The following is a 17,322-nucleotide window of genomic DNA, read 5'->3' as shown; positions in this document are numbered from 1 at the left end:
TGGCTTCCGCCAAGGAAGGGTCTGCCTAGAATCAGGGCAGATCGTTTGCCTGTCCTAGCATACGCATGGCGTCATCGGCCGGCGCAAAGCCCAGCAGCGTCGCGGCCCTGTTCATGCTCCAGGCCATGCCGGCATTGCCCGATACCGCGTTGACGACGATCCCCGGCGCGGGCCAGCTGGCAGAGTCCGCGCGGAGCGCGGCGGCGAACACCCCGAGCAGGTCTCGGTTCGACAGCCACATGCCGCGGAACCAGGCGAGGTCGCGACGGTCGCTCTCGTCCATCGCGTCGAGGCGGCTATGCGGCGTGCCGGAGCCGGAGATGGTCGAGGGATGGTTTTCGCCCGGCTGGCACCAGCCGATGCGCAGCGCCACCGCCGTCATGCCGTCGCGGGTGGCCAGGGCGCAGCAGAGCCGCTCGCCCATCAGCTTGGCGACCGCATAGGGCGTGCTGTCGCTGCTGCCGCCCTCATGGCGCCAGCGCGTCCCCGGCAGCGGCGGCAGCGCCTCGGTCAGCGCGCCCGGCGTCACGGCGATCTCGGTTTCCTTGTAGCCGCCCATCACATGGTTGGAGGTCGCGAACACGAAGCGCCGGACGCCCGCGCCCGCGGCAGCGGTGGCGAGCAGGGCGGTCATGTCGAAGGAGAGGGCGGAATCCGTCCAGTCCGCTTCGGGATAGGGGTTCTGCGCGGCGAGATGGATCACGGCGTCGACCGAGGCGATGACATGGCGCCACCGGCGATCTTCGCCATCGCGCAGGTCCGCCTCGATGCAGGTGAGTTCGGCATGCGCTGGCGGCTCGATCGGGTCGAAGCGGCGATCGAGCGCCACCAGCGCCCCGCACCAGGGTTCGGCGCCCAGTCCGGCGATCAGCTTGCGGGCGAGATTTCCGTTGCCGCCGGTGATGGCAATACGCATGGCGAGGATCCGGGTTCGTGGAAGGGCGCGCTACATGCGGCCGCCATCATCCGCCAGATTGGCGGTGATGCGGTCGCGGGTGATGAGGATATGCGCCGACATCGCCGCTTCGGCGGCGGCGAGATCGCCACGACGAAGGGCGTCGAGGATGGCGCGGTGGTCGGCCTTGATGCGGATCGCGGCTTCCAGCTCGCGGAAATAGTGCACCCGCATGATGTGCAGATGCACATGCAGATTGCCATACATCTCCTGGAGCCGGCGGTTGCCGCTGGATAGGACGATGGCGCGATGGAAGGCTCGATCCCAGTCTGTGAACCGGTCGTAGTCGACATAGACGTCGCCGGCCGTCGCCGCTTCCATCGCCTCGCAGGCTTCTTCCAGCGTTTTCGCGAGAGCGACGTTCCGCCCCTCGCGGATCGCCATGCGGATACCATGCAGTTCGATCGCCTCGCGCACCTCGAAGATCTCCCGGACATCGTCTGTCGTCAGCGCGCGGACATAGCAGCCACGCCGCGCCCGGATCTCGACCAGTCCTTCGGCGGCAAGCCGCTTCATCGCGTCCAGCACCGGTGTGCGGCTGACGCCGAGTTCCGCGGCGACGACATCGATCGGGATCTGCTGCCCGGTTTCCAGCTCGCGCCGCAGGATGCGCATCCGGATGGCCGCATAGGTCTGTTCGCCCAGATCGGCATGCATCAGCGGCTCGAAGCCGATGCCGGCCGGCGCGTCGATGGGATGAGGAGAGGTCTTTTCTCGGGGCAAATCGGGCCTGCGGCGCGGAAGGGACGATGGCTTGACATGTAACATGTAAAATTTTACGGATCAATTCGTTCGGCATTTCCCATAGAGGTTTCCCATTGTGAAGCAGGCACTTGTTACCGGCGGGGCGCGCGGCATTGGCTTCGGCGTGGCCGAGGCGCTGCTTGCCGCCGGCTATGCCGTCACGGTCACCGGGCTCAGCGAGGCGGAAGCCGCCGCCGTCCCGACGCGCGAGCATCTCGACGCGATCGTCCTCGACGTGACGGATCAGGCCTCCGCCGATGCGGCGATCGCCCGGTTCGACCGGCTGGATGCTCTGGTCAATTGCGCCGGCGTGCTGTTTCGGGGCCAGGAATACGACATGGCCGTGTTCCAGAAGGTGATCGACGTGAACCTGACCGGCACCATGCGCATGTGCGTCGGCGCCAGGCCTCTGCTGGCGAAGCAGGGCGGCGCCATCGTCAACACCGCGTCCATGCTGGCGATCTTCGGCGGGCCACTGGTGCCGGCCTACACGGCGTCGAAGGGCGGCGTCGCGCAATTGACCAAGGCGCTTGGCGTCGCCTGGGCCGAGGAGGGCATCCGCGTCAACGCGGTGGCGCCTGGTTGGGTCGCGACCGAAGTCACGCGCGGCATCGTCGAGGATCCCGTGCGCTCGGCCGGCATTCTCGGCCGCACGCCCATGAAACGCTGGGGCGAACCCCGCGATGTCGGCGACGTCGTCGCCTTCCTGTGTTCCGACGCCGCCCGCTTCATGACCGGCACGGTCGTGCCGGTCGACGGCGGCTATGCCTCGGTTTGAGACAAGAGAGTGAGACGATGAGCGACAACACCACGGTCAACCATTCCGGCCTCGAAACCGACGCCGATTCGAAGCGCATCCCCTACCGGCATCCGCAGCCGAAGGAATCCTTCCCCGAGATCGTCATCCCCAACGCGATCCCGACAGACGAACGGCTCTGGGTGCCGCAGCAGGAAAACGTCTGGTTCCGCCCGCTCTGCCTCTCGGCGAGCCGCGGCTACTGGATGAACCTGCTTCGGGTGCGGAAGTCCGGCGTGCTGTCGCGCCACCGCCATCCGCAGCCGGTGCATGGCTGGGTGCTGAAGGGTAGCTGGCACTATCTGGAGCACGACTGGACGGCGGAGGAGGGCTCCTATGTCTACGAGGCTCCCGGCGAGACGCACACGCTGGTGGTCGAGCCGCATGTGACTGAGATGATCACGCTGTTCCAGGTCAACGGCGCGATGATCTATGTGGATCCGTACGGCGCCGTGCAGGGCTATGAGGACGTCTTCACCAAGATCGACCTCTGCCGCAAGCACTACACCGATGTCGGCCTGGGCGAGGGCTATATCGACCAGCTGATCCGGTGAGCTGTTGCGGCGGATGCCATTGGAGTGGATTTGCCGCACTCCACCAACATCCTGAGGTGCCAGGCGAAGCCGGGCCTCGAAGGAGGCTCCAGAGGGCTCCTCCATGATCGCCGCCGTCTGTATGCTTCGATGTGCGGACGGGAGCTACTATGTCGGCTCGACGTCTGCGGAGGATCAACAGCGGCGTCTCCTGGAACATCAATCCGGCGCCTACCGCGGCTACACGTTCTCAAGGCGCCCCGTCGAGCTCGTCTGATCCCAGGCGTTTGATCGGATAGCCGACCCCCATGCGACAGAGCACCAGATCAAGGGCTGGTCGCGCGCCAAGAAGGAAGCGCTGATACGGGGCGATTGGGCCGCGATCCGAGAGCTTGCAAGGCAGAGGTCAACGCGTGGTTCGAGACGGCCCTGCGGGCCTCCTCACCATGTTGAGGATTGTGCTCGCTAGGCACGCAAAACAAAAAAGGCCGGCACCTTTCGATGCCGGCCTTTGCATTCGTAACGAACCTAGCGGATCGGCGGGGCGTACTGGATGCCGCCCAGCGACCAGAGCTGGTTCAGGCCGCGAGGGATGCCGAGCTTCGAGCCGACGCCCAGATTGCGCTCATAGACCTCGCCGTAATTGCCGACCTTGGCGACGATGTTGATCGCCCAGTCGTTGGAAAGGCCGAGCTTTTCGCCGAAGGCGCCGTCCGTGCCGACCAGGCGCATGACGTCGGGCTTCTTCGAGGCCTTGGCCTCGTCGACGCGCTCCGACGAGATGCCGAGCTCTTCGGCGTTCAGCATGGCGTTGTGGACCCAGGCCACCAGGGCGCGCCACTTCGCGTCGTCCTGGCGGACGACGGGGCCAAGCGGCTCCTTCGAGATCACGTCGGGCAGGATGATGTGGTCGGCCGCGTCATCCAGCGCGGCGCGCTCGGAATAGAGCTGCGAGACGTCGGTGGTCAGCACCGTGCACTTGCCGGTCTTGTAGTTCTCGAGCGATTCCGCCGGGGTGCTGGCGGAGATCGTGGTGAACTTCATCGAATTGGCGGTGAAATAATCCGCGAAGTTCTCTTCGCTGGTCGTGCCGCTCTGGACGCAGACGGTCGAGCCGTCTAGCTCCAGCGCCGAGACCTTGCCGCTGTCGCGCTTCACCATGAAGCCCTGGCCGTCATAGTAGGTGACGCCGACGAAGGCGAGCGGCAGGTCCGTCTCGCGCGACATCGTCCAGGTCGAATTGCGCGACAGCAGGTCGACCTTGCCGTCCTTCAGCGCGTCGAAGCGCTCGGCCGCCGAGAGCGGCACGTAGGTCACCTTCTCCGGATCATCGAAGATCGCGGTGGCGACGGCGCGACAGAAATCGACGTCGAAGCCCGTCCATTTGCCGTTGGCGTCGGCATTGGAGAAGCCGAGCAGGCCCTGGCTGACGCCGCAGACCAGATTGCCGCGCTGCTTCACCGTGTCGAGCGTGCCGGCGTGAGCCACGACGGCCGAGCCAAGCGTCGCGGCGAGAGCCAGCGTCGCGCCGCGCAGGGAAAAAATCCCAGGAAACATAGTCGCCCCTCCGAAGATGGTTCGTGGAAGTCACCCCGGAAGAGGCGACCGGATAGCCGCTGTCAGAGCTTGGCCTGCTGGCGAACGATCACCTTGGTGCCCACCGGCACGCGGTCGAACAGGTCGATGACGTCGTTGTTCACCATGCGGAAGCAGCCCGACGACAGCGCGTGGCCGATCGTCTGCGGCTGGTTGGTGCCATGAATGCGGTAGATGGTGTCGCCGAGATAGAGCGCGCGGGCGCCCATGGGGTTGCCCTCGCCGCCGGCCATGAAGCGCGGCAGATAGGGCTGGCGCTGGATCATTTCCGCCGGCGGCCGCCAATCCGGCCATTCCGCCTTGCGCGAGATCTTCAGCAGGCCCGACCACTGGAATCCGTCGCGGCCGACGCCGACGCCGTAACGGATGGCTCGGTTGTCCGGCTGCACCAGATACAGGAAGCGCTCATCCGTGTTGATGACGATCGTGCCTGGCGGCTCGTTGGAGCGGAAATAGACCGGCTGCGGCCGGAACTCCGGCGGCAGCAACGATTCCTGCTTGGTCGGGACGACGCCGGGCTGCTCGTTGATGTTGAGCATGTCGCGAATGCCGGCCTGGGCAGGCAGCGCCGGCGCCAGCGCCACGGCGGCGGCACAGCCCAGCAGGGCGAGCGACAGGGGACGTTTCAGCCACTGGAGAAGGCAGGCCGCTTTGTCTCGCATGGGGGACCTCGAATGCTGGAGAGGCGGTTGGGGGGGGAGCCCGGCCGGTGGAGCCGGGCCTGAAATCAGCCGGATGCCGGGCGGGTCGGGGCGGCCGCCGGCGTCGTCTGGGCGCAGCGCACGAACACCATGGTGCCGTAGCGCGCGGTGACGCTGGGGTCGACCCAGGGCGCGACGATGACGCCGTCCTGGAACGAGGTGATCTGGCGGTCCTTCGGCATGCCGGCGGGGCCGGGCGGTCCGATATAGACGCGGCCGCCGGCATTCTTGAGCATGACCTCGCTCGGCTGCGACTGGTCGGCCAGATACATCATCACGCCGTTATTGGGTCCGCGCGTGATGACATAGGGATTGCTGCAGTAGCGGCGCGCCTCGTTGATCGTGCGCGGCAGGTCTTTCTCCTCGCGGAAGGAGCCGAGGCCCCAATTTCCGACGAGATCCTCCGTGGTGATCGAGACGTTGGGCGTCGCCGGCGCGACGGACGGGGCAACCCGCTCCGTGACCGATGCGCAGCCGGAAATGGCGAGAAGCGCCGCAGCGCCGGCCAGCCAGGTCGCGGCGCGGCGGCTGCTGCCTTCGGCGCGGGCTCCTGCTACCGATGTCGTTGCTGTTGGTTCCATGCGTCTCCCCCTTGCCGCGACACCCAGGCAACTCCCCGGAAATCGGCGGCTGTTCACGCCAAGGCAGCACGTGATTCTGGACAGCATGATGGCGGGCATGTGGCGGGGAATGCAACTGCCGCCACAAACCATCTGTACGGTGCTACTCCGCCGGGCGGGCGACCGGAAGCGGCAGCATCGGCGCCCGCCGCAGCGGGTCGACTTTCTTGATCGGGCCTGCCTTCGGCGCCCCCGGCAAGGTGCGCCAGTTGACGCCGGCGATCGTCACGATCCGGCTGCCGCGGAAATCGGCTTCGCTGCGGATATGGCCGTGTTCCGACATATAGGTGAGCAGCCAGCGTCCGCGCGAGGGCGACCGGCTGCCATAGGCGTTGGCCAGCGCTTCATCGGTCGGGCAGGGCGCCTCTTCGCGCGCGGCGCGGGCAAGCAGCAGGAAAACGCCCTGCATTTCTTCCGGCAGGCTTTCCGCAACGGCCAGAACCTGCTCCCAGGCGTCGTCGCCCTTGTCCGAGCTGACGCCCGCGCGCGCCAGCGCCAGGCGCTTGCGGAAGCTCGGCATGTCCTGGCCATAGGTGCCGAGCTTCTTGATCCGGCAATGGAACAGGAAGTCCTGGTAGATCGACGGCGCCGGGCGGAAGGCCGTGTCCGGGTCCGACATGATCTCGGCATAGACGCTGTCGAGCAGTTCCTGCTTCTCGGCTTCCGTGCGGGTGTCGAGCTCTATTTCCGGCGTCGTGTCGAGCGGGCCGGAGATCTCGATCTCGCGCAGCAGTTCCGCCGTGCCCCGGGCGCGGGACTGGCTGGGCGCCGGCATCGGCAGCAGGTCGGCCTCACCGCCGACGAAGATCAGGTCCTGCATTTCGGCCTGCGGCATGTCGGGAAGCGGCATCAGCACGGGGCGACCGCTGCGGCCGGCCGTATCCACGGCGCCGATGCGCAGCGGGATCGGCTTGCGCGACAGCGCCGGGCCGAGCGCGATGAACTGGCCGGGATCGAGATCGCGGAATCCCTCGGCCTGGCGGCGGTCCATGCCGAGCAGGTCGGCGGCGCGCGCCATGTCGATATCGAGGAAGGTGCGGCCCATCAGGAAGTTCGACGCTTCGGCGGCGACGTTCTTGGCCAGCTTGGCGAGGCGCTGCGTCGCGACGATGCCGGCCAGTCCGCGCTTGCGGCCGCGGCACATCAGATTGGTCATGGCGCCGAGCGACAGCCGGCGCGCCTCGTCCGAGACTTCGCCGGCGACGGCGGGCGCAAAGATCTGCGCCTCGTCGACGGTGATCAGCATCGGATACCAGACGCTGCGGTCGGCATCGAAAAGCCCGTTCAGGAAGGCGGCGGCGCAGCGCATCTGTTCCTCGGCGTCGAGGCCTTCCAGATTGAGCACGACGGAGGCGCGATGCTGGCGGATGCGCAGCGCGATCCGTTGCAATTCGCTGGGGCTGCGCTCGGCGTCGACGACCGTGTGGCCGAAGCGCTCGGAGAAGCTGACGAAGTCGCCTTCGGGATCGATGATCGCCTGCTGCACCATGCCGGCGCTCTGTTCGAGCAGGCGGCGCAGGAGATGGGATTTGCCGGAGCCGGAGTTTCCCTGCACGAGCAGGCGGGTCGAAAGCAGTTCCTCAAGGTCGAGAAGGGCGGGCTGGCCTGCCGTGTTCGTCCCGAGTTCGATTCCAGCTTTCATAATGCTCCACATCGCCTTTGTCCGCCGGGCCATCCTAGCATGGGAGGCCGAGGCGTCCGGTCGCCTCATCGGAACTCCACAGGAGATCCATCGCGCAAAATGCGCAATCCCGCCGGCTACCTGCGCAACCTGCGTGGTCCGGCGCCCAAGCGCGCGAACCTCCATCTCAGAGACCGTTCAAGGAGGAATGGTACGCCCTAGGGGAGTCGAACCCCTCTCTCCACCGTGAAAGGGTGGCGTCCTAACCGATAGACGAAGGGCGCAGCGATGCGCGTTGCAGGTAGTTCCCTTGGGCCTTGCAGGCACAAGTCTTGATCCCGACACCCGATCAAGATGGGTGGTGCGCCCTAGGGGAATCGAACCCCTCTCTCCACCGTGAAAGGGTGGCGTCCTGACCGATAGACGAAGGGCGCGGCGAGGCGGGTTATAGGCGGCAAGCCCGGGACTGACAAGACCGTTTGCGGGCCATGTTTTCCGCCTGTGGATAGAGTGCCGCCTCATCGCTGAGGCGGCACGAATGGGCAGTTACCACTTGCCGGTATTCGGCATCGATGCCCAGGGCTCCTGCGGCGGCAGCGGATCGCCGGCCTGGATCAGCTCGATCGAGATGTTGTCGGGCGAGCGGACGAAGGCCATGTGACCATCACGGGGCGGGCGGTTGATGACGATGCCGGCCTTCTGCAGCTTGTCGCAGAGCGCGTAGATGTCCTCGACCAGATAGGCGAGGTGGCCGAAATTGCGACCCTCGCCATACACTTCGGGGTCCCAGTTGAAGGTCAGTTCGACCTGGGCGGCCTCGTCGCCGGGCGCCGCGAGGAAATACAGCGTGTAGCGGCCCTTCTCATTGTCGATGCGGCGCACCTCGTTCAGGCCGAGCTCCTTGTAGAAGGCGATCGACTTGTCGACGTCGGTGACGCGGACCATGGTGTGGAGATACTTCATTGGCGCGTTGTCCTTTCCCAGATGTTCCCGATCGGAAGCCGCACCGCAGAGGCGGTGCTGTCCGTCATATGGCGCCGACACCATAGACGCCGGCGGCGCAAACAGAAACCCGCGCACCGCCCCCGCGTCATTCCTTAACCGGCGTTAACGGAAATCCACGGTTGTGGCCGGGATGTCACTGGTCACGCTTCGATCCGATGTTATTCTCATGCGGGGATTCGGTCGCAACATTGCCGCAATGGCGGTATCGCGCGATCGGCCATGTGAGAAGGACGGCCTCGTTGGAAGGCCTATCGGGGGCCGACAAGATGGGTTCCAAGAACAGCGCTGAACCATCGTCCGCCGCAAGGCACGAGGACGAAGGCGGGCTGGATCTGGTCGAAGTGGCGGGCGCGATCAAGTGGTTCGATGCTTCGAAGGGCTATGGATTCATTCTCCCGGACGATGGCTCGCCGGACATTCTGCTGCACGTGACCTGTCTGCGCCGCGACGGCTTTCAGACCGCCTATGAGGGCGCCCGCATCGTTTGCGAGGTCACCCAGGGCCAGCGCGGGCTCCAGGCTTTCCGCGTGCTGAGCATGGATGATTCGACGGCGATCCATCCGGCCCAGGCCGGTCCGCCGCGCACCCACACCGTCATCGTGCCGACCAGCGGCCTCGAGCGCTGCATCGTCAAGTGGTTCAACCGCGTCAAGGGCTATGGCTTCGTCACGCGGGGCGAGGGCACGGAGGACATCTTCGTCCATATGGAGACGCTGCGTCGCTATGGCCTGACCGAACTCCGGCCGGGCCAGACCGTGCTGGTGCGTTTCGGCGACGGCGACAAGGGATTGATGGCTGCCGAAATCCGCCCGGATGACGGCTCCGGCCCGTCGTCGCACTGATCGCTGTGGCGCGATCCCGCTCCCGCTTTTCTCCGTTGCGCACCCTCGGGGCGGCGCTCGCCTTCGGATTGGCGCTGGCCAGCGGCGTGCTGGCGGCGGACAAGCCGGGCGAGATTCGGGTCACGACCCGCTCGGGCACCCACGCGATCACAGTGGAATGGGCCATCACCCCCTCGCAGCGCGAGCGCGGCCTGATGGGGCGCGAGAAGATGGCTCCCAATCACGGCATGCTGTTCGATTTCGGCAACGAGCAGCCGCTCTATTTCTGGATGAAGAACACGCCGCTCTCGCTCGACATGATCTTCATCAAGGCGGACGGCCGCACCTCGCGCATCGAGCGGGCGACGAAGCCCTTTTCCGAAGACCTGATTCCGGGCGGCGCGCCGGCTCGCTACGTGCTGGAAATGGTGGCCGGCAGCGCCGAGCGTCTGGGGCTGGCGCCCGGCGATCGCTTCGTCATTCCGAAGCCCTGAATCGGATCTGCGCCGAAGATGCGCTGTTGAGGCCGCCATTTGTCGGCTTGCAATGCCTTGAAGACCCGGGGCGGACCGTGTAATCCACCCCAGTCGAAGAATGTCGGGGCATAGCGCAGCCTGGTAGCGCATCTGGTTTGGGACCAGAGGGTCGTAAGTTCGAATCTTACTGCCCCGACCATTCGACCGAAGAGATCCCATGGAGGCGAGCTGACAATGGTTGCGCGTATCTTCAAGCCGGCACGGAATGCGATGCAGTCGGGCAAGGCGAAGACCGAGCGTTGGACGCTTTCCTACGAGCCGGAAATCCCCGTCTCCGTCGAGCCGCTGATGGGCTACACCTCGTCCTCCGACATGAACCGCCAGATCAAGCTGCAGTTCGATACGCAGGAAGAGGCTGTGGCCTATGCGGAGAAGAACGGCATCCCCTACCAGCTGATGCCGGCGCATGCGGATACGCGCAAGAAGATCTCCTATTCGGACAATTTCAAGTTTGGTCGGCTGCAGTCCTGGACGCACTGACCCTGCCTCGGCGCCGTCCGGACGGATGGGCCGAGACGATTGGCCCCGTAGCTCAGCTGGATAGAGCAGCCGCCTTCTAAGCGGCAGGTCGCTGGTTCGAGCCCAGCCGGGGTCGCCAACGTTTCCCTGAGTTAGACTGAAATTCTGCGCATTCCGATTCGGCGGGCCGCGGCTTGTTCCGAAACGCTTCCCTGATCCGCGTCGCATTTGGCGGCTGCGTCTTTGTCAGATGACCCCGGACGCGCCCTGCGCTTTCGACCGCCGCCCAAGCCATCATAAGAGCCACGACAAGCTCGTCCGAACCGAGGTGCCCGCCGGCACCTGGCAGGGGGCCGGCGGGCTGCGAGCTTCAGTCGGCTAAGGGGCCCATCTGATGAACGCGCTTTGGAGACTATCCTCCTTTGCCGCAACGTCAACTTTGAGTAGAGCGCTGATGCGTTCTGACCGATTTCCCGCAAGCCGACTGGCGGATCGCCGGCCGGGCGCCGCGACGCAGCGCATGGCGAGGACTTGCGTCGACGATGAAGCCGGATCGGGCGCACGCGGATCGGGCGTTAAACGTTTCCGCCCAAGTTGGCGGACGCCGGCAAGGCCACCTTGGAGCCAGGAGCTCGACTGGTGTCTCCGCTTTATTTCCCTCTTCGAAGAAATGGAAATCCACCAGATTTGGCAATATTTTATTGAATTGACTTAATTTTATCGCTTGGAATAGTGATTCACTCCGCTCTATCTGAAGTTTTTTTAAAATACGAGATTTGAAACTTCTGGTGCAAATGATTCGAGTTTCGAGGGATATTCATAAAGAAAGGCGTTTATCTAAATAGAGTAGATCACGAATTATATCGATCGGCCGAATCATGACTATTCATATGCAGAATCGTCTAGCGTGCTCGGGCAAGCTAAAGGAGCCACCATGAAGCGCCTGCGTCCGACACCGTTAACGCCGATCCTGTCGGTGGCAATTGCCGTGTTTGCCACCACGGCTGGCGCTCAGAGCCTCGATAGCTTCGGGGTGCTGGCGGGCTCCACCGTCACCAATACCGGCCCGACGATCATCAACGGAAACGTCGGCGTCAGTTCCGGTTCGGCCATCACCGGGCTCGGTACCACTCCCAGCCCGGGAGAGGTCAACGGCACGCTGCATTCCAATGACCAGGTTGCCATCAATGCGCAGATCGAGCTTCAGACCCGGTACAACGAACTCTGGGGGCGGGCGGTCACACAGGATCTGACGGGTCAGGACCTGGGCGGTCAGACGCTCACCGCCGGCGTCTATCACTTCGACACGACGGCGTCGCTGAACACGCTGGGCGGGCCTCTGACCCTTGATGCCCAAGGCAACCCCAATGCGGTGTTCATATTCCAGGTCGGCAGCACGTTGACCACCGGCAGCGCGTCCTCGGTCCAACTGATCAACGGCGCGCAAGGCGGCAACGTCTTCTTCGTGCTTGGGTCCTCGGCCACTCTCGGGACGACCTCGACGTTCCAGGGCCAGATCCTGGCGCTCGCGGCGATTACGCTCACGACCGGCGCCAACATCAATTGCGGGGCAGCCTGGGCGCAAACCGAAGCCGTGACCATGGACAGCAACAACATCACGGTTTGCGTGCTCGAGCAGATGACCGCTGGCGAGGTGATCGGATCCGACGCCACGGATAACCAGGAAGCCGTGGCGGGGGCGATCGACGATTACGTGGCCGGCGGCGGCGTGCTGCCGCCGGGATTCCAGGATCTTGTCGACTTCCTCTCGCCCGCAGAACTGGCGGAGGCGTTCACGCAACTCTCGGGGGAGGTCGCGACCGGCGTCGCGCCAACCGGGATCCAGGCCATGAACTCCTTCCTGAATCTGGTTCTCCAGCCAGGCTTCGGCAACGGGCGCAGGTCTGCGCCGATGCCTGCAGAGGCCCCAAGCACCGTGAGGGTGCTGGGCTACGCGACGGCAAGCGCGTCCGTGGGAAGCGCGGCTTTCGCAGCGCTGGACCCGTCGCGCGTCATTCCCGACCCGCGCCGCTGGGAGTTCTGGGCCGGTGGCTATGGCGGCAACAGCAAGACGGACGGGGAATTCTCGGTCGGAAGCCACGAGCGGACGTCGACCCTGCGCGGCTTCGCCGTCGGCGCTGACCACAGGATCAGCCCGGACACCGAGATCGGCTTCGCGGTAGGAGGCGGCAACACCGATTTCGACCTGTCAAACTGGCTCGGTGGCGGACGAAGCAACATGGTACAGGCGGCCGTCTATGGCCGAACGAACTTCGACAGAGCGTATTTCACGGCCGCGCTCGCCTATGCCTATCATGACGTCTCGACCGATCGGTTCGTCACCGTCGCAGGGTATGATCAGTATGCGGCGGAATTCTCCGCCCACAACGGCGCCGTGCATATTGAAGCCGGCTACCGCGCCGACTGGCTGACGCCCTATGCGGCCCTGCGCGTGCAGGCAATTCGCACGCCGGCCTATCGCGAGAACACCGCGGTCGGCGCCTCGACGTTCGCGCTTGCCTACGAGGCGAATACGACGACCTTCGCGCGCGTGGAACTGGGCGCCAGAGCCGAGCATAGCTTCGCGCTCGATCCAGGCACCAGTCTTTCTGTGCGGGCCGGCGCAGCCTGGGCGCATGACTATTGGTCGGAAACGGAAATGCAGGCTTCGTTTCAGGAACTGCCGGGATCGCCCTTCACCGTCACGGGCGCAGAGCCCGCCACGGACTCGCTGCTCCTATCGGCAGGCACGGAGGTTGCCTTCTTGAGCGGATTCGCGATCGGCGGCTCCGTCGACGGGCAGTTTGCCGAAGGCTTTCAGTCCTACACGGGCTCCGGGGAACTGAAATACCGGTGGTAAGGGGCCGGGCTGTTCTGCCGGCGCTTCTCGTCGCCGTTATCCTGGCGGTCATTCCGACAAGCGGTTCTTTCGCCGGTGAACTCGTCGCGTTCGCCGCCGGCGACCCGCCCGGAACGATCGTCGTGCGCACCGAGGAGCGCAGGCTCTACCTGGTTCTGCCCGGGGGGCGAGCCCTGCGATACAGGGTCGGCGTCGGCCGGGCGGGACGCCAGTGGGTCGGCGCGTCCTCGATCGACGGCAAGCATCTTCGCCCCAACTGGGCGCCGCCCGCGGCCATCAAGCGAGCCCGTCCGAACGTGCCCGACTTCATTCCTTCGGGATCGCCGGCCAATCCGATGGGAGCCGCGGCGATGACGCTCGCGGGGGGTGAATATGCCATCCACGGCACAAACCAGCCGGGCTCCGTGGGCGGATTCGTGTCGTTTGGCTGCATCCGAATGCACAATGAGGATATTCTGGACCTCTTTGGGCGGGTGACTGTCGGCACGCCCGTCGTCGTGAGACGCTGATCCGTCTGCTCCTCCGCCCCGCCGGATCCGCCCATGGCGGCGAGCAGCCTTGCCGTTCATGCGCCGGCCTGGACGCGACCGTTCCCGGAACTGGCTCGGCCTCGCGCCCGCGCGGCAGGTCCGGTCGAACAGCGTGACAGCCAGGGAAGAGGCGGGGGAAGGAGGCTTTTACGGCGGGGCGGCGCTGCTATGGGCACTTTCGCGACGGAGCTTGCTCGAATGGCCCGAAGGCGCGGCATCTCACGCCACGTTCGATAATATTGCCGGGCTGGCCTGGACCTCGCGTTGCGTCAGGGCCGCGATCTCGGCCAGGACGTGGTCGACCGTGATGTCGAACTTGCAGCGAACGTGTTCCGGGCATCGGCGGACGACGTCGATGCCGCAGCCACGGCACTCGATCGAACTCATCAGCATGCTGACAAGCGGTCCCCGGAATCCCCAGAGTTCCGGCAAGTGCGACGCCGTGAAAATCCCGATCGTCGGACGCCCCAGTTGGGCGGCGACATGCCCGGCTCCCGAATTGTTGGAGATGACGAGAGCCGCAGAGGACAGCAACTGGTTGAATTCCTGCTCCGAGAGGCCCGTTGCGATTTCGACGCGCCCCGCTCCCAGCGCCTCGGCCTTCCCGGCGGAGCTTCGAAGCGCGGCGACATCCTCGTCCCGCCCGACCACGACGACGCGATGCTCTGGCGGGAGCCGGGCGATCAGTTCCTGAAAGCTTTGAAGCGGCCAATCGCGCAGCGCAGAATTGGAAAAGGGCGCAACGACAATGGGTGCGTCTTCGTCAACGGGCTGGCGCGGCTCTCGGCGGCCGTTTCTCTGTTCGTCAACATCCGCCGACGCTCTGGCAACCAATTGGGTCAGAGTCTCGGCTACGTGCTGAAGTTGCAACTGGTCGCGATCCGCGTGCTTGTCCACCCAGCGTCGCGGTATCCAGCTGGATAGGGACAATTTCTGCAGCAGCTTGTAGGCGGGGCTTCGGCGAAGCTTCAATCTCCCCGGGGAGATCGCAATATCAATCTGTGGATGCCGATATCGATCGACGATGGCGGCTCGCTGGTGGGCGCGGACGGCAAGCAAGACGCATCTGGTGTCGTCGGGGACGCGCATGTCCATGGCGAGATCGAACGCCTGGGCAGGTAGAAGTTCGAGAAGATCTTCCGGTGCTTTTCGCTTCTGGCCCGATTTCGGGCTTCGAGCAAAGAAGTCAAACGTCACATAGTCGTCGGCAAGCTGGAACCGAAGGGCGGTTTCGAGATTCCAGCTGCCCACGACAAGTGTGATATGCGCATCTCGAAACCGGCTGCGCAGTTCCTTCAACGGGCCCAGAGCCATCCAGAAATCACCGATGTGATCCAGCTTGAGCACGAGCAGGCGAAATGCGCCTTCCGATTGCGGGCTTGGCTGCCAGCTCCGGTAGATCACCCGATCCGCCTGCTTCGCTATTATATAAGTCATGCTTCAAACAATCGGGTAAACGGGGTGACTAGTTCTTGGCGACCACGGGGTGGGTCAATATCCGGCGGGGGAAGCACGGCTTGGCGTTCATGATAGAAGGGGCAAGGCGGGATCGTTGATGGGCCAACGATTTCTCGTTATGGTTGCATTGTATCTGGACGGGTCTACCGTGTCGAGTGCTGCTTGTGCCGACACGGGGACCGATGCCTCCGGTCCGTAGGGTCAGCCCTATTGGACGGAGTGACCGGCGTTTTCTCAATGGCAGGCGCAGCATTCTGCCGTCGTGCGGGCGCGGCGCCCTTCGGGTGAGGTCATAGGCGCGGAGCCTGCCAAACCGCATCCATACCCGTTTTGATTGTCCAGTCGGGCGGTCCACCTTGCCGGCGTGCGGGATCGCTATGGTATGGGTAAGGGGTCCATCAACGCAGCGCGGCGGCAGCAGCCGTCCGAGAGGAGACCATGCCCAGTTCCGATGGCAGTAGTATCTTTGATTTCGCAGGGATACTGGCCGTACTGCTTCTTGTTGCCGCGAACGGCTTTTTCGTTGCCGCGGAGTTTGCCCTCGTTGCCGTCCGCCGTAGCCGCGTCACGGAACTCGTCTCCGCCGGGCGGACGAATGCTGTCGCGCTGAAGCGCGCCGTCGATCACCTCGACGCCTATCTCGCCGCGACGCAGCTCGGCATCACCATCTCCTCGCTGGCGCTTGGCTGGGTCGGAGAGCCGGCGCTCGCGCATCTGATCCAGCCCTGGCTGGCGGCGCTTCCGGGCAATCTCGCCACCGCGGCGTCGCACACCATCGCGGTCGTGATCTCCTTCGTCATCATCACCGCGCTGCATATCGTGCTCGGCGAACTGGCGCCGAAGAGCCTGGCCCTGCAGCGCAGTGAAACGACCGCACTCTGGGTGGTTCGCCCGCTCAGCGTCTTCCTGTTTGTGCTGAGGCCGGCGATCCTGTCGCTCAACGGCCTCGGCAATCTCGTCCTTCGCCTGTGCGGCCTTCGCCCGGGCGCCGGGGAGGAGTCGCTTCACTCGCCGGAGGAACTGAAGCTGCTGATCGCCGCCAGCCAGGAAGGCGGCCTGCTGAACTACTCGCAGCAGGAGGTCGTCGAGCGGGTCTTCAATATCGGCGACCGCCGCATCGCTGACATCATGACCCCGCGCCTCGAGATCGACTGGGTGGATTCGGAGGACAGTCCCGAGGAAATCCTGCGGGGCATCGGCGAGTCCCGCCACGAGCAACTGCTGGTGGCCCGTGGCAGCATCGACGAGCCGATCGGCATGATCCTGAAGAAGGATCTCCTGGGCCAGGTTCTCGAAGGCAGGCCGATCGATCCGCTCGCGGTGCTTCGCCAGCCCATGGTCGTCCACGAGGCGACGCCGATCTTCCGCGTGCTCGATCAGTTCAAGAAGGCGCCGGTCCGACTGGCGATCATCGTCGACGAGTATGGCAGCATGGATGGCATTGTCACCCAGACGGATCTTCTGGAGGCAATCGCCGGCGATCTGTCCAGCGCCGAAGGCGAGGATCCCGATGTGGTCCAGCGCGACGATGGTTCGCTGCTGGTCGACGGAATGATGCCGGCGCACGCCGCCTTCGATCGGCTGGGATTCCGGCTGCGATCGGCGGACGGCGCCTTCCACACCATCGCCGGATTTGCGCTGGCCCAGCTCGGCCACATCCCCAAGGTTGGCGAGCGCTTCGACTATGAGGACTGGCGCTTCGAGATCGTCGACATGGATGGCCGGCGGATCGACAAACTGCTCGTGCAGCCGGTCCCGGCGGCGACGGGGGGCGTCAGGGACTGAGCCTTGCGCTCGACGGGCTGGCGGCTCGCCTCCAAAGGCCCGAAGGCAGCGCGCCGGAGACTCTCGGCCTCGCCGATTTTTGGCCTCGCCATGAGGCGGCGGGGCGCTCCGTCTGGCCTGCCGCCATCCCGATGGACCCCTCGCTGACATTTCGCCGGACCGGCGAGCGAATCTCCTTATCCCTTGCGTCGATCGAGCATCTTGCCCCGCAATGGGGAGGCCTTTCGCGGGTCGGATGGTCGATCGGCAGAACGTTTTCCCGGCCTTTTCCCTGCGGAATGAAGGGGGGATAGAACTGCCAT

General features: G+C 65.0%; 16 protein-coding genes, 4 tRNA genes and 1 pseudogene. 11 read left to right on the top strand and 10 right to left on the bottom strand.

Features of this window, described 5'->3' with window-relative positions; genetic code table 11:
• Nucleotides 1–31: 31 nt before the first annotated feature.
• Nucleotides 32–916: an NAD-dependent epimerase/dehydratase family protein gene (locus tag OSH10_RS11195; protein ID WP_266331823.1), complete on the bottom strand. Its 885-nt coding sequence runs from the start codon at nucleotides 914–916 to the stop codon at nucleotides 32–34.
• A gap of 30 nt (nucleotides 917–946) precedes the next feature.
• Nucleotides 947–1,678, bottom strand: a complete 732-nt coding sequence (locus OSH10_RS11190) for a GntR family transcriptional regulator (protein ID WP_266331822.1) — start codon at nucleotides 1,676–1,678, stop codon at nucleotides 947–949.
• Nucleotides 1,679–1,775: 97 nt separating this feature from the next.
• Between OSH10_RS11190 and OSH10_RS11185 the strand changes: the two genes are divergently transcribed.
• From OSH10_RS11185 to OSH10_RS11175, 3 genes and pseudogenes are all read left to right on the top strand, one after another.
• Complete coding sequence (locus OSH10_RS11185) at nucleotides 1,776–2,477, top strand: SDR family NAD(P)-dependent oxidoreductase (protein WP_266331821.1); 702 nt, start codon at nucleotides 1,776–1,778, stop codon at nucleotides 2,475–2,477.
• A 17-nt stretch (nucleotides 2,478–2,494) separates the two neighbouring features.
• Nucleotides 2,495–3,049 carry a 2,4'-dihydroxyacetophenone dioxygenase family protein gene (locus OSH10_RS11180; protein WP_266331820.1) on the top strand — a complete coding sequence of 185 codons (555 nt, stop codon included), beginning with the start codon at nucleotides 2,495–2,497 and terminating at the stop codon, nucleotides 3,047–3,049.
• Nucleotides 3,050–3,152: 103 nt separating this feature from the next.
• Nucleotides 3,153–3,497: pseudogene (locus OSH10_RS11175) on the top strand (GIY-YIG nuclease family protein).
• Between the two features lie 59 nt (nucleotides 3,498–3,556).
• Here the strand turns inward: OSH10_RS11175 and OSH10_RS11170 are convergent.
• The 7 genes from OSH10_RS11170 to OSH10_RS11140 form a co-directional block, all read right to left on the bottom strand.
• Nucleotides 3,557–4,585 (bottom strand): amino acid ABC transporter substrate-binding protein, encoded by a 1,029-nt coding sequence (locus OSH10_RS11170; protein WP_266331819.1) that lies wholly within the window; start codon nucleotides 4,583–4,585, stop codon nucleotides 3,557–3,559.
• Between the two features lie 62 nt (nucleotides 4,586–4,647).
• A complete protein-coding gene (locus tag OSH10_RS11165; RefSeq protein ID WP_266331818.1) occupies nucleotides 4,648–5,286 on the bottom strand; it encodes a L,D-transpeptidase in 639 nt (212 codons plus the stop codon).
• Nucleotides 5,287–5,351: 65 nt separating this feature from the next.
• The gene (locus OSH10_RS11160; protein WP_266331817.1) at nucleotides 5,352–5,906 is read right to left on the bottom strand and encodes a hypothetical protein; all 555 of its coding nucleotides are present in this window, start codon (nucleotides 5,904–5,906) and stop codon (nucleotides 5,352–5,354) included.
• 142 nt (nucleotides 5,907–6,048) lie between these two features.
• Nucleotides 6,049–7,587, bottom strand: coding sequence for an ATP-binding protein (locus tag OSH10_RS11155; protein ID WP_266331816.1), 1,539 nt, complete (start codon nucleotides 7,585–7,587; stop codon nucleotides 6,049–6,051).
• Nucleotides 7,588–7,775: 188 nt separating this feature from the next.
• Nucleotides 7,776–7,850: transfer RNA gene (locus tag OSH10_RS11150), tRNA-Glu, on the bottom strand.
• Between the two features lie 75 nt (nucleotides 7,851–7,925).
• A tRNA-Glu gene (locus OSH10_RS11145) sits at nucleotides 7,926–8,000 on the bottom strand.
• A 112-nt stretch (nucleotides 8,001–8,112) separates the two neighbouring features.
• The gene (locus OSH10_RS11140) at nucleotides 8,113–8,529 is read right to left on the bottom strand and encodes a VOC family protein (protein ID WP_266331815.1); all 417 of its coding nucleotides are present in this window, start codon (nucleotides 8,527–8,529) and stop codon (nucleotides 8,113–8,115) included.
• 308 nt (nucleotides 8,530–8,837) lie between these two features.
• Here OSH10_RS11140 and OSH10_RS11135 point away from each other — a divergent pair, with 308 nt between their 5' ends.
• From OSH10_RS11135 to OSH10_RS11105, 7 genes are all read left to right on the top strand, one after another.
• Nucleotides 8,838–9,413, top strand: coding sequence for a cold-shock protein (locus OSH10_RS11135; protein WP_266331814.1), 576 nt, complete (start codon nucleotides 8,838–8,840; stop codon nucleotides 9,411–9,413).
• 35 nt (nucleotides 9,414–9,448) lie between these two features.
• Entirely contained in the window at nucleotides 9,449–9,886 is a 438-nt protein-coding gene (locus tag OSH10_RS11130; RefSeq protein WP_266331813.1) for a DUF192 domain-containing protein, read from the top strand.
• Nucleotides 9,887–9,990: 104 nt separating this feature from the next.
• Nucleotides 9,991–10,067: transfer RNA gene (locus OSH10_RS11125), tRNA-Pro, on the top strand.
• 35 nt (nucleotides 10,068–10,102) lie between these two features.
• Entirely contained in the window at nucleotides 10,103–10,408 is a 306-nt protein-coding gene (locus OSH10_RS11120; RefSeq protein WP_266331812.1) for an ETC complex I subunit, read from the top strand.
• Nucleotides 10,409–10,449: 41 nt separating this feature from the next.
• Nucleotides 10,450–10,526 (top strand) — tRNA-Arg (locus OSH10_RS11115).
• A gap of 795 nt (nucleotides 10,527–11,321) precedes the next feature.
• Nucleotides 11,322–13,247, top strand: a complete 1,926-nt coding sequence (locus OSH10_RS11110) for an ice-binding family protein (protein WP_266331811.1) — start codon at nucleotides 11,322–11,324, stop codon at nucleotides 13,245–13,247.
• Between the two features lie 50 nt (nucleotides 13,248–13,297).
• Complete coding sequence (locus tag OSH10_RS11105; RefSeq protein ID WP_266332361.1) at nucleotides 13,298–13,756, top strand: L,D-transpeptidase; 459 nt, start codon at nucleotides 13,298–13,300, stop codon at nucleotides 13,754–13,756.
• Between the two features lie 240 nt (nucleotides 13,757–13,996).
• Here OSH10_RS11105 and OSH10_RS11100 read toward each other — a convergent pair whose 3' ends face one another.
• Nucleotides 13,997–15,181, bottom strand: a complete 1,185-nt coding sequence (locus OSH10_RS11100) for a glycosyltransferase family 9 protein (RefSeq protein ID WP_266331810.1) — start codon at nucleotides 15,179–15,181, stop codon at nucleotides 13,997–13,999.
• Nucleotides 15,182–15,673: 492 nt separating this feature from the next.
• On the opposite strand from OSH10_RS11100, the gene OSH10_RS11095 reads away from it, so the two are divergent.
• Nucleotides 15,674–17,020 carry a hemolysin family protein gene (locus OSH10_RS11095; protein WP_266331809.1) on the top strand — a complete coding sequence of 449 codons (1,347 nt, stop codon included), beginning with the start codon at nucleotides 15,674–15,676 and terminating at the stop codon, nucleotides 17,018–17,020.
• The last annotated feature ends 302 nt before the right edge of the window (nucleotides 17,021–17,322 follow it).

The organism is Kaistia defluvii (assembly GCF_026343955.1).
GTDB classification, from domain to species: domain Bacteria; phylum Pseudomonadota; class Alphaproteobacteria; order Rhizobiales; family Kaistiaceae; genus Kaistia; species Kaistia defluvii.
This window is presented reverse-complemented; position numbering and strand designations above follow the sequence as displayed.

Excerpts from the sequence above, each read along its gene's own strand:
- OSH10_RS11195 (WP_266331823.1), bottom strand. The coding sequence starts at position 916 with ATGCGTATTGCCATCACCGGCGGCAACGGAAATCTCGCCCGCAAGCTG.
- OSH10_RS11180 (WP_266331820.1), top strand. The coding sequence starts at position 2,495 with ATGAGCGACAACACCACGGTCAACCATTCCGGCCTCGAAACCGACGCC.
- OSH10_RS11170 (WP_266331819.1), bottom strand. The coding sequence starts at position 4,585 with ATGTTTCCTGGGATTTTTTCCCTGCGCGGCGCGACGCTGGCTCTCGCC.
- OSH10_RS11165 (WP_266331818.1), bottom strand. The coding sequence starts at position 5,286 with ATGCGAGACAAAGCGGCCTGCCTTCTCCAGTGGCTGAAACGTCCCCTG.
- OSH10_RS11160 (WP_266331817.1), bottom strand. The coding sequence starts at position 5,906 with ATGGAACCAACAGCAACGACATCGGTAGCAGGAGCCCGCGCCGAAGGC.
- OSH10_RS11155 (WP_266331816.1), bottom strand. The coding sequence starts at position 7,587 with ATGAAAGCTGGAATCGAACTCGGGACGAACACGGCAGGCCAGCCCGCC.
- OSH10_RS11140 (WP_266331815.1), bottom strand. The coding sequence starts at position 8,529 with ATGAAGTATCTCCACACCATGGTCCGCGTCACCGACGTCGACAAGTCG.
- OSH10_RS11135 (WP_266331814.1), top strand. The coding sequence starts at position 8,838 with ATGGGTTCCAAGAACAGCGCTGAACCATCGTCCGCCGCAAGGCACGAG.
- OSH10_RS11120 (WP_266331812.1), top strand. The coding sequence starts at position 10,103 with ATGGTTGCGCGTATCTTCAAGCCGGCACGGAATGCGATGCAGTCGGGC.
- OSH10_RS11110 (WP_266331811.1), top strand. The coding sequence starts at position 11,322 with ATGAAGCGCCTGCGTCCGACACCGTTAACGCCGATCCTGTCGGTGGCA.
- OSH10_RS11095 (WP_266331809.1), top strand. The coding sequence starts at position 15,674 with ATGCCCAGTTCCGATGGCAGTAGTATCTTTGATTTCGCAGGGATACTG.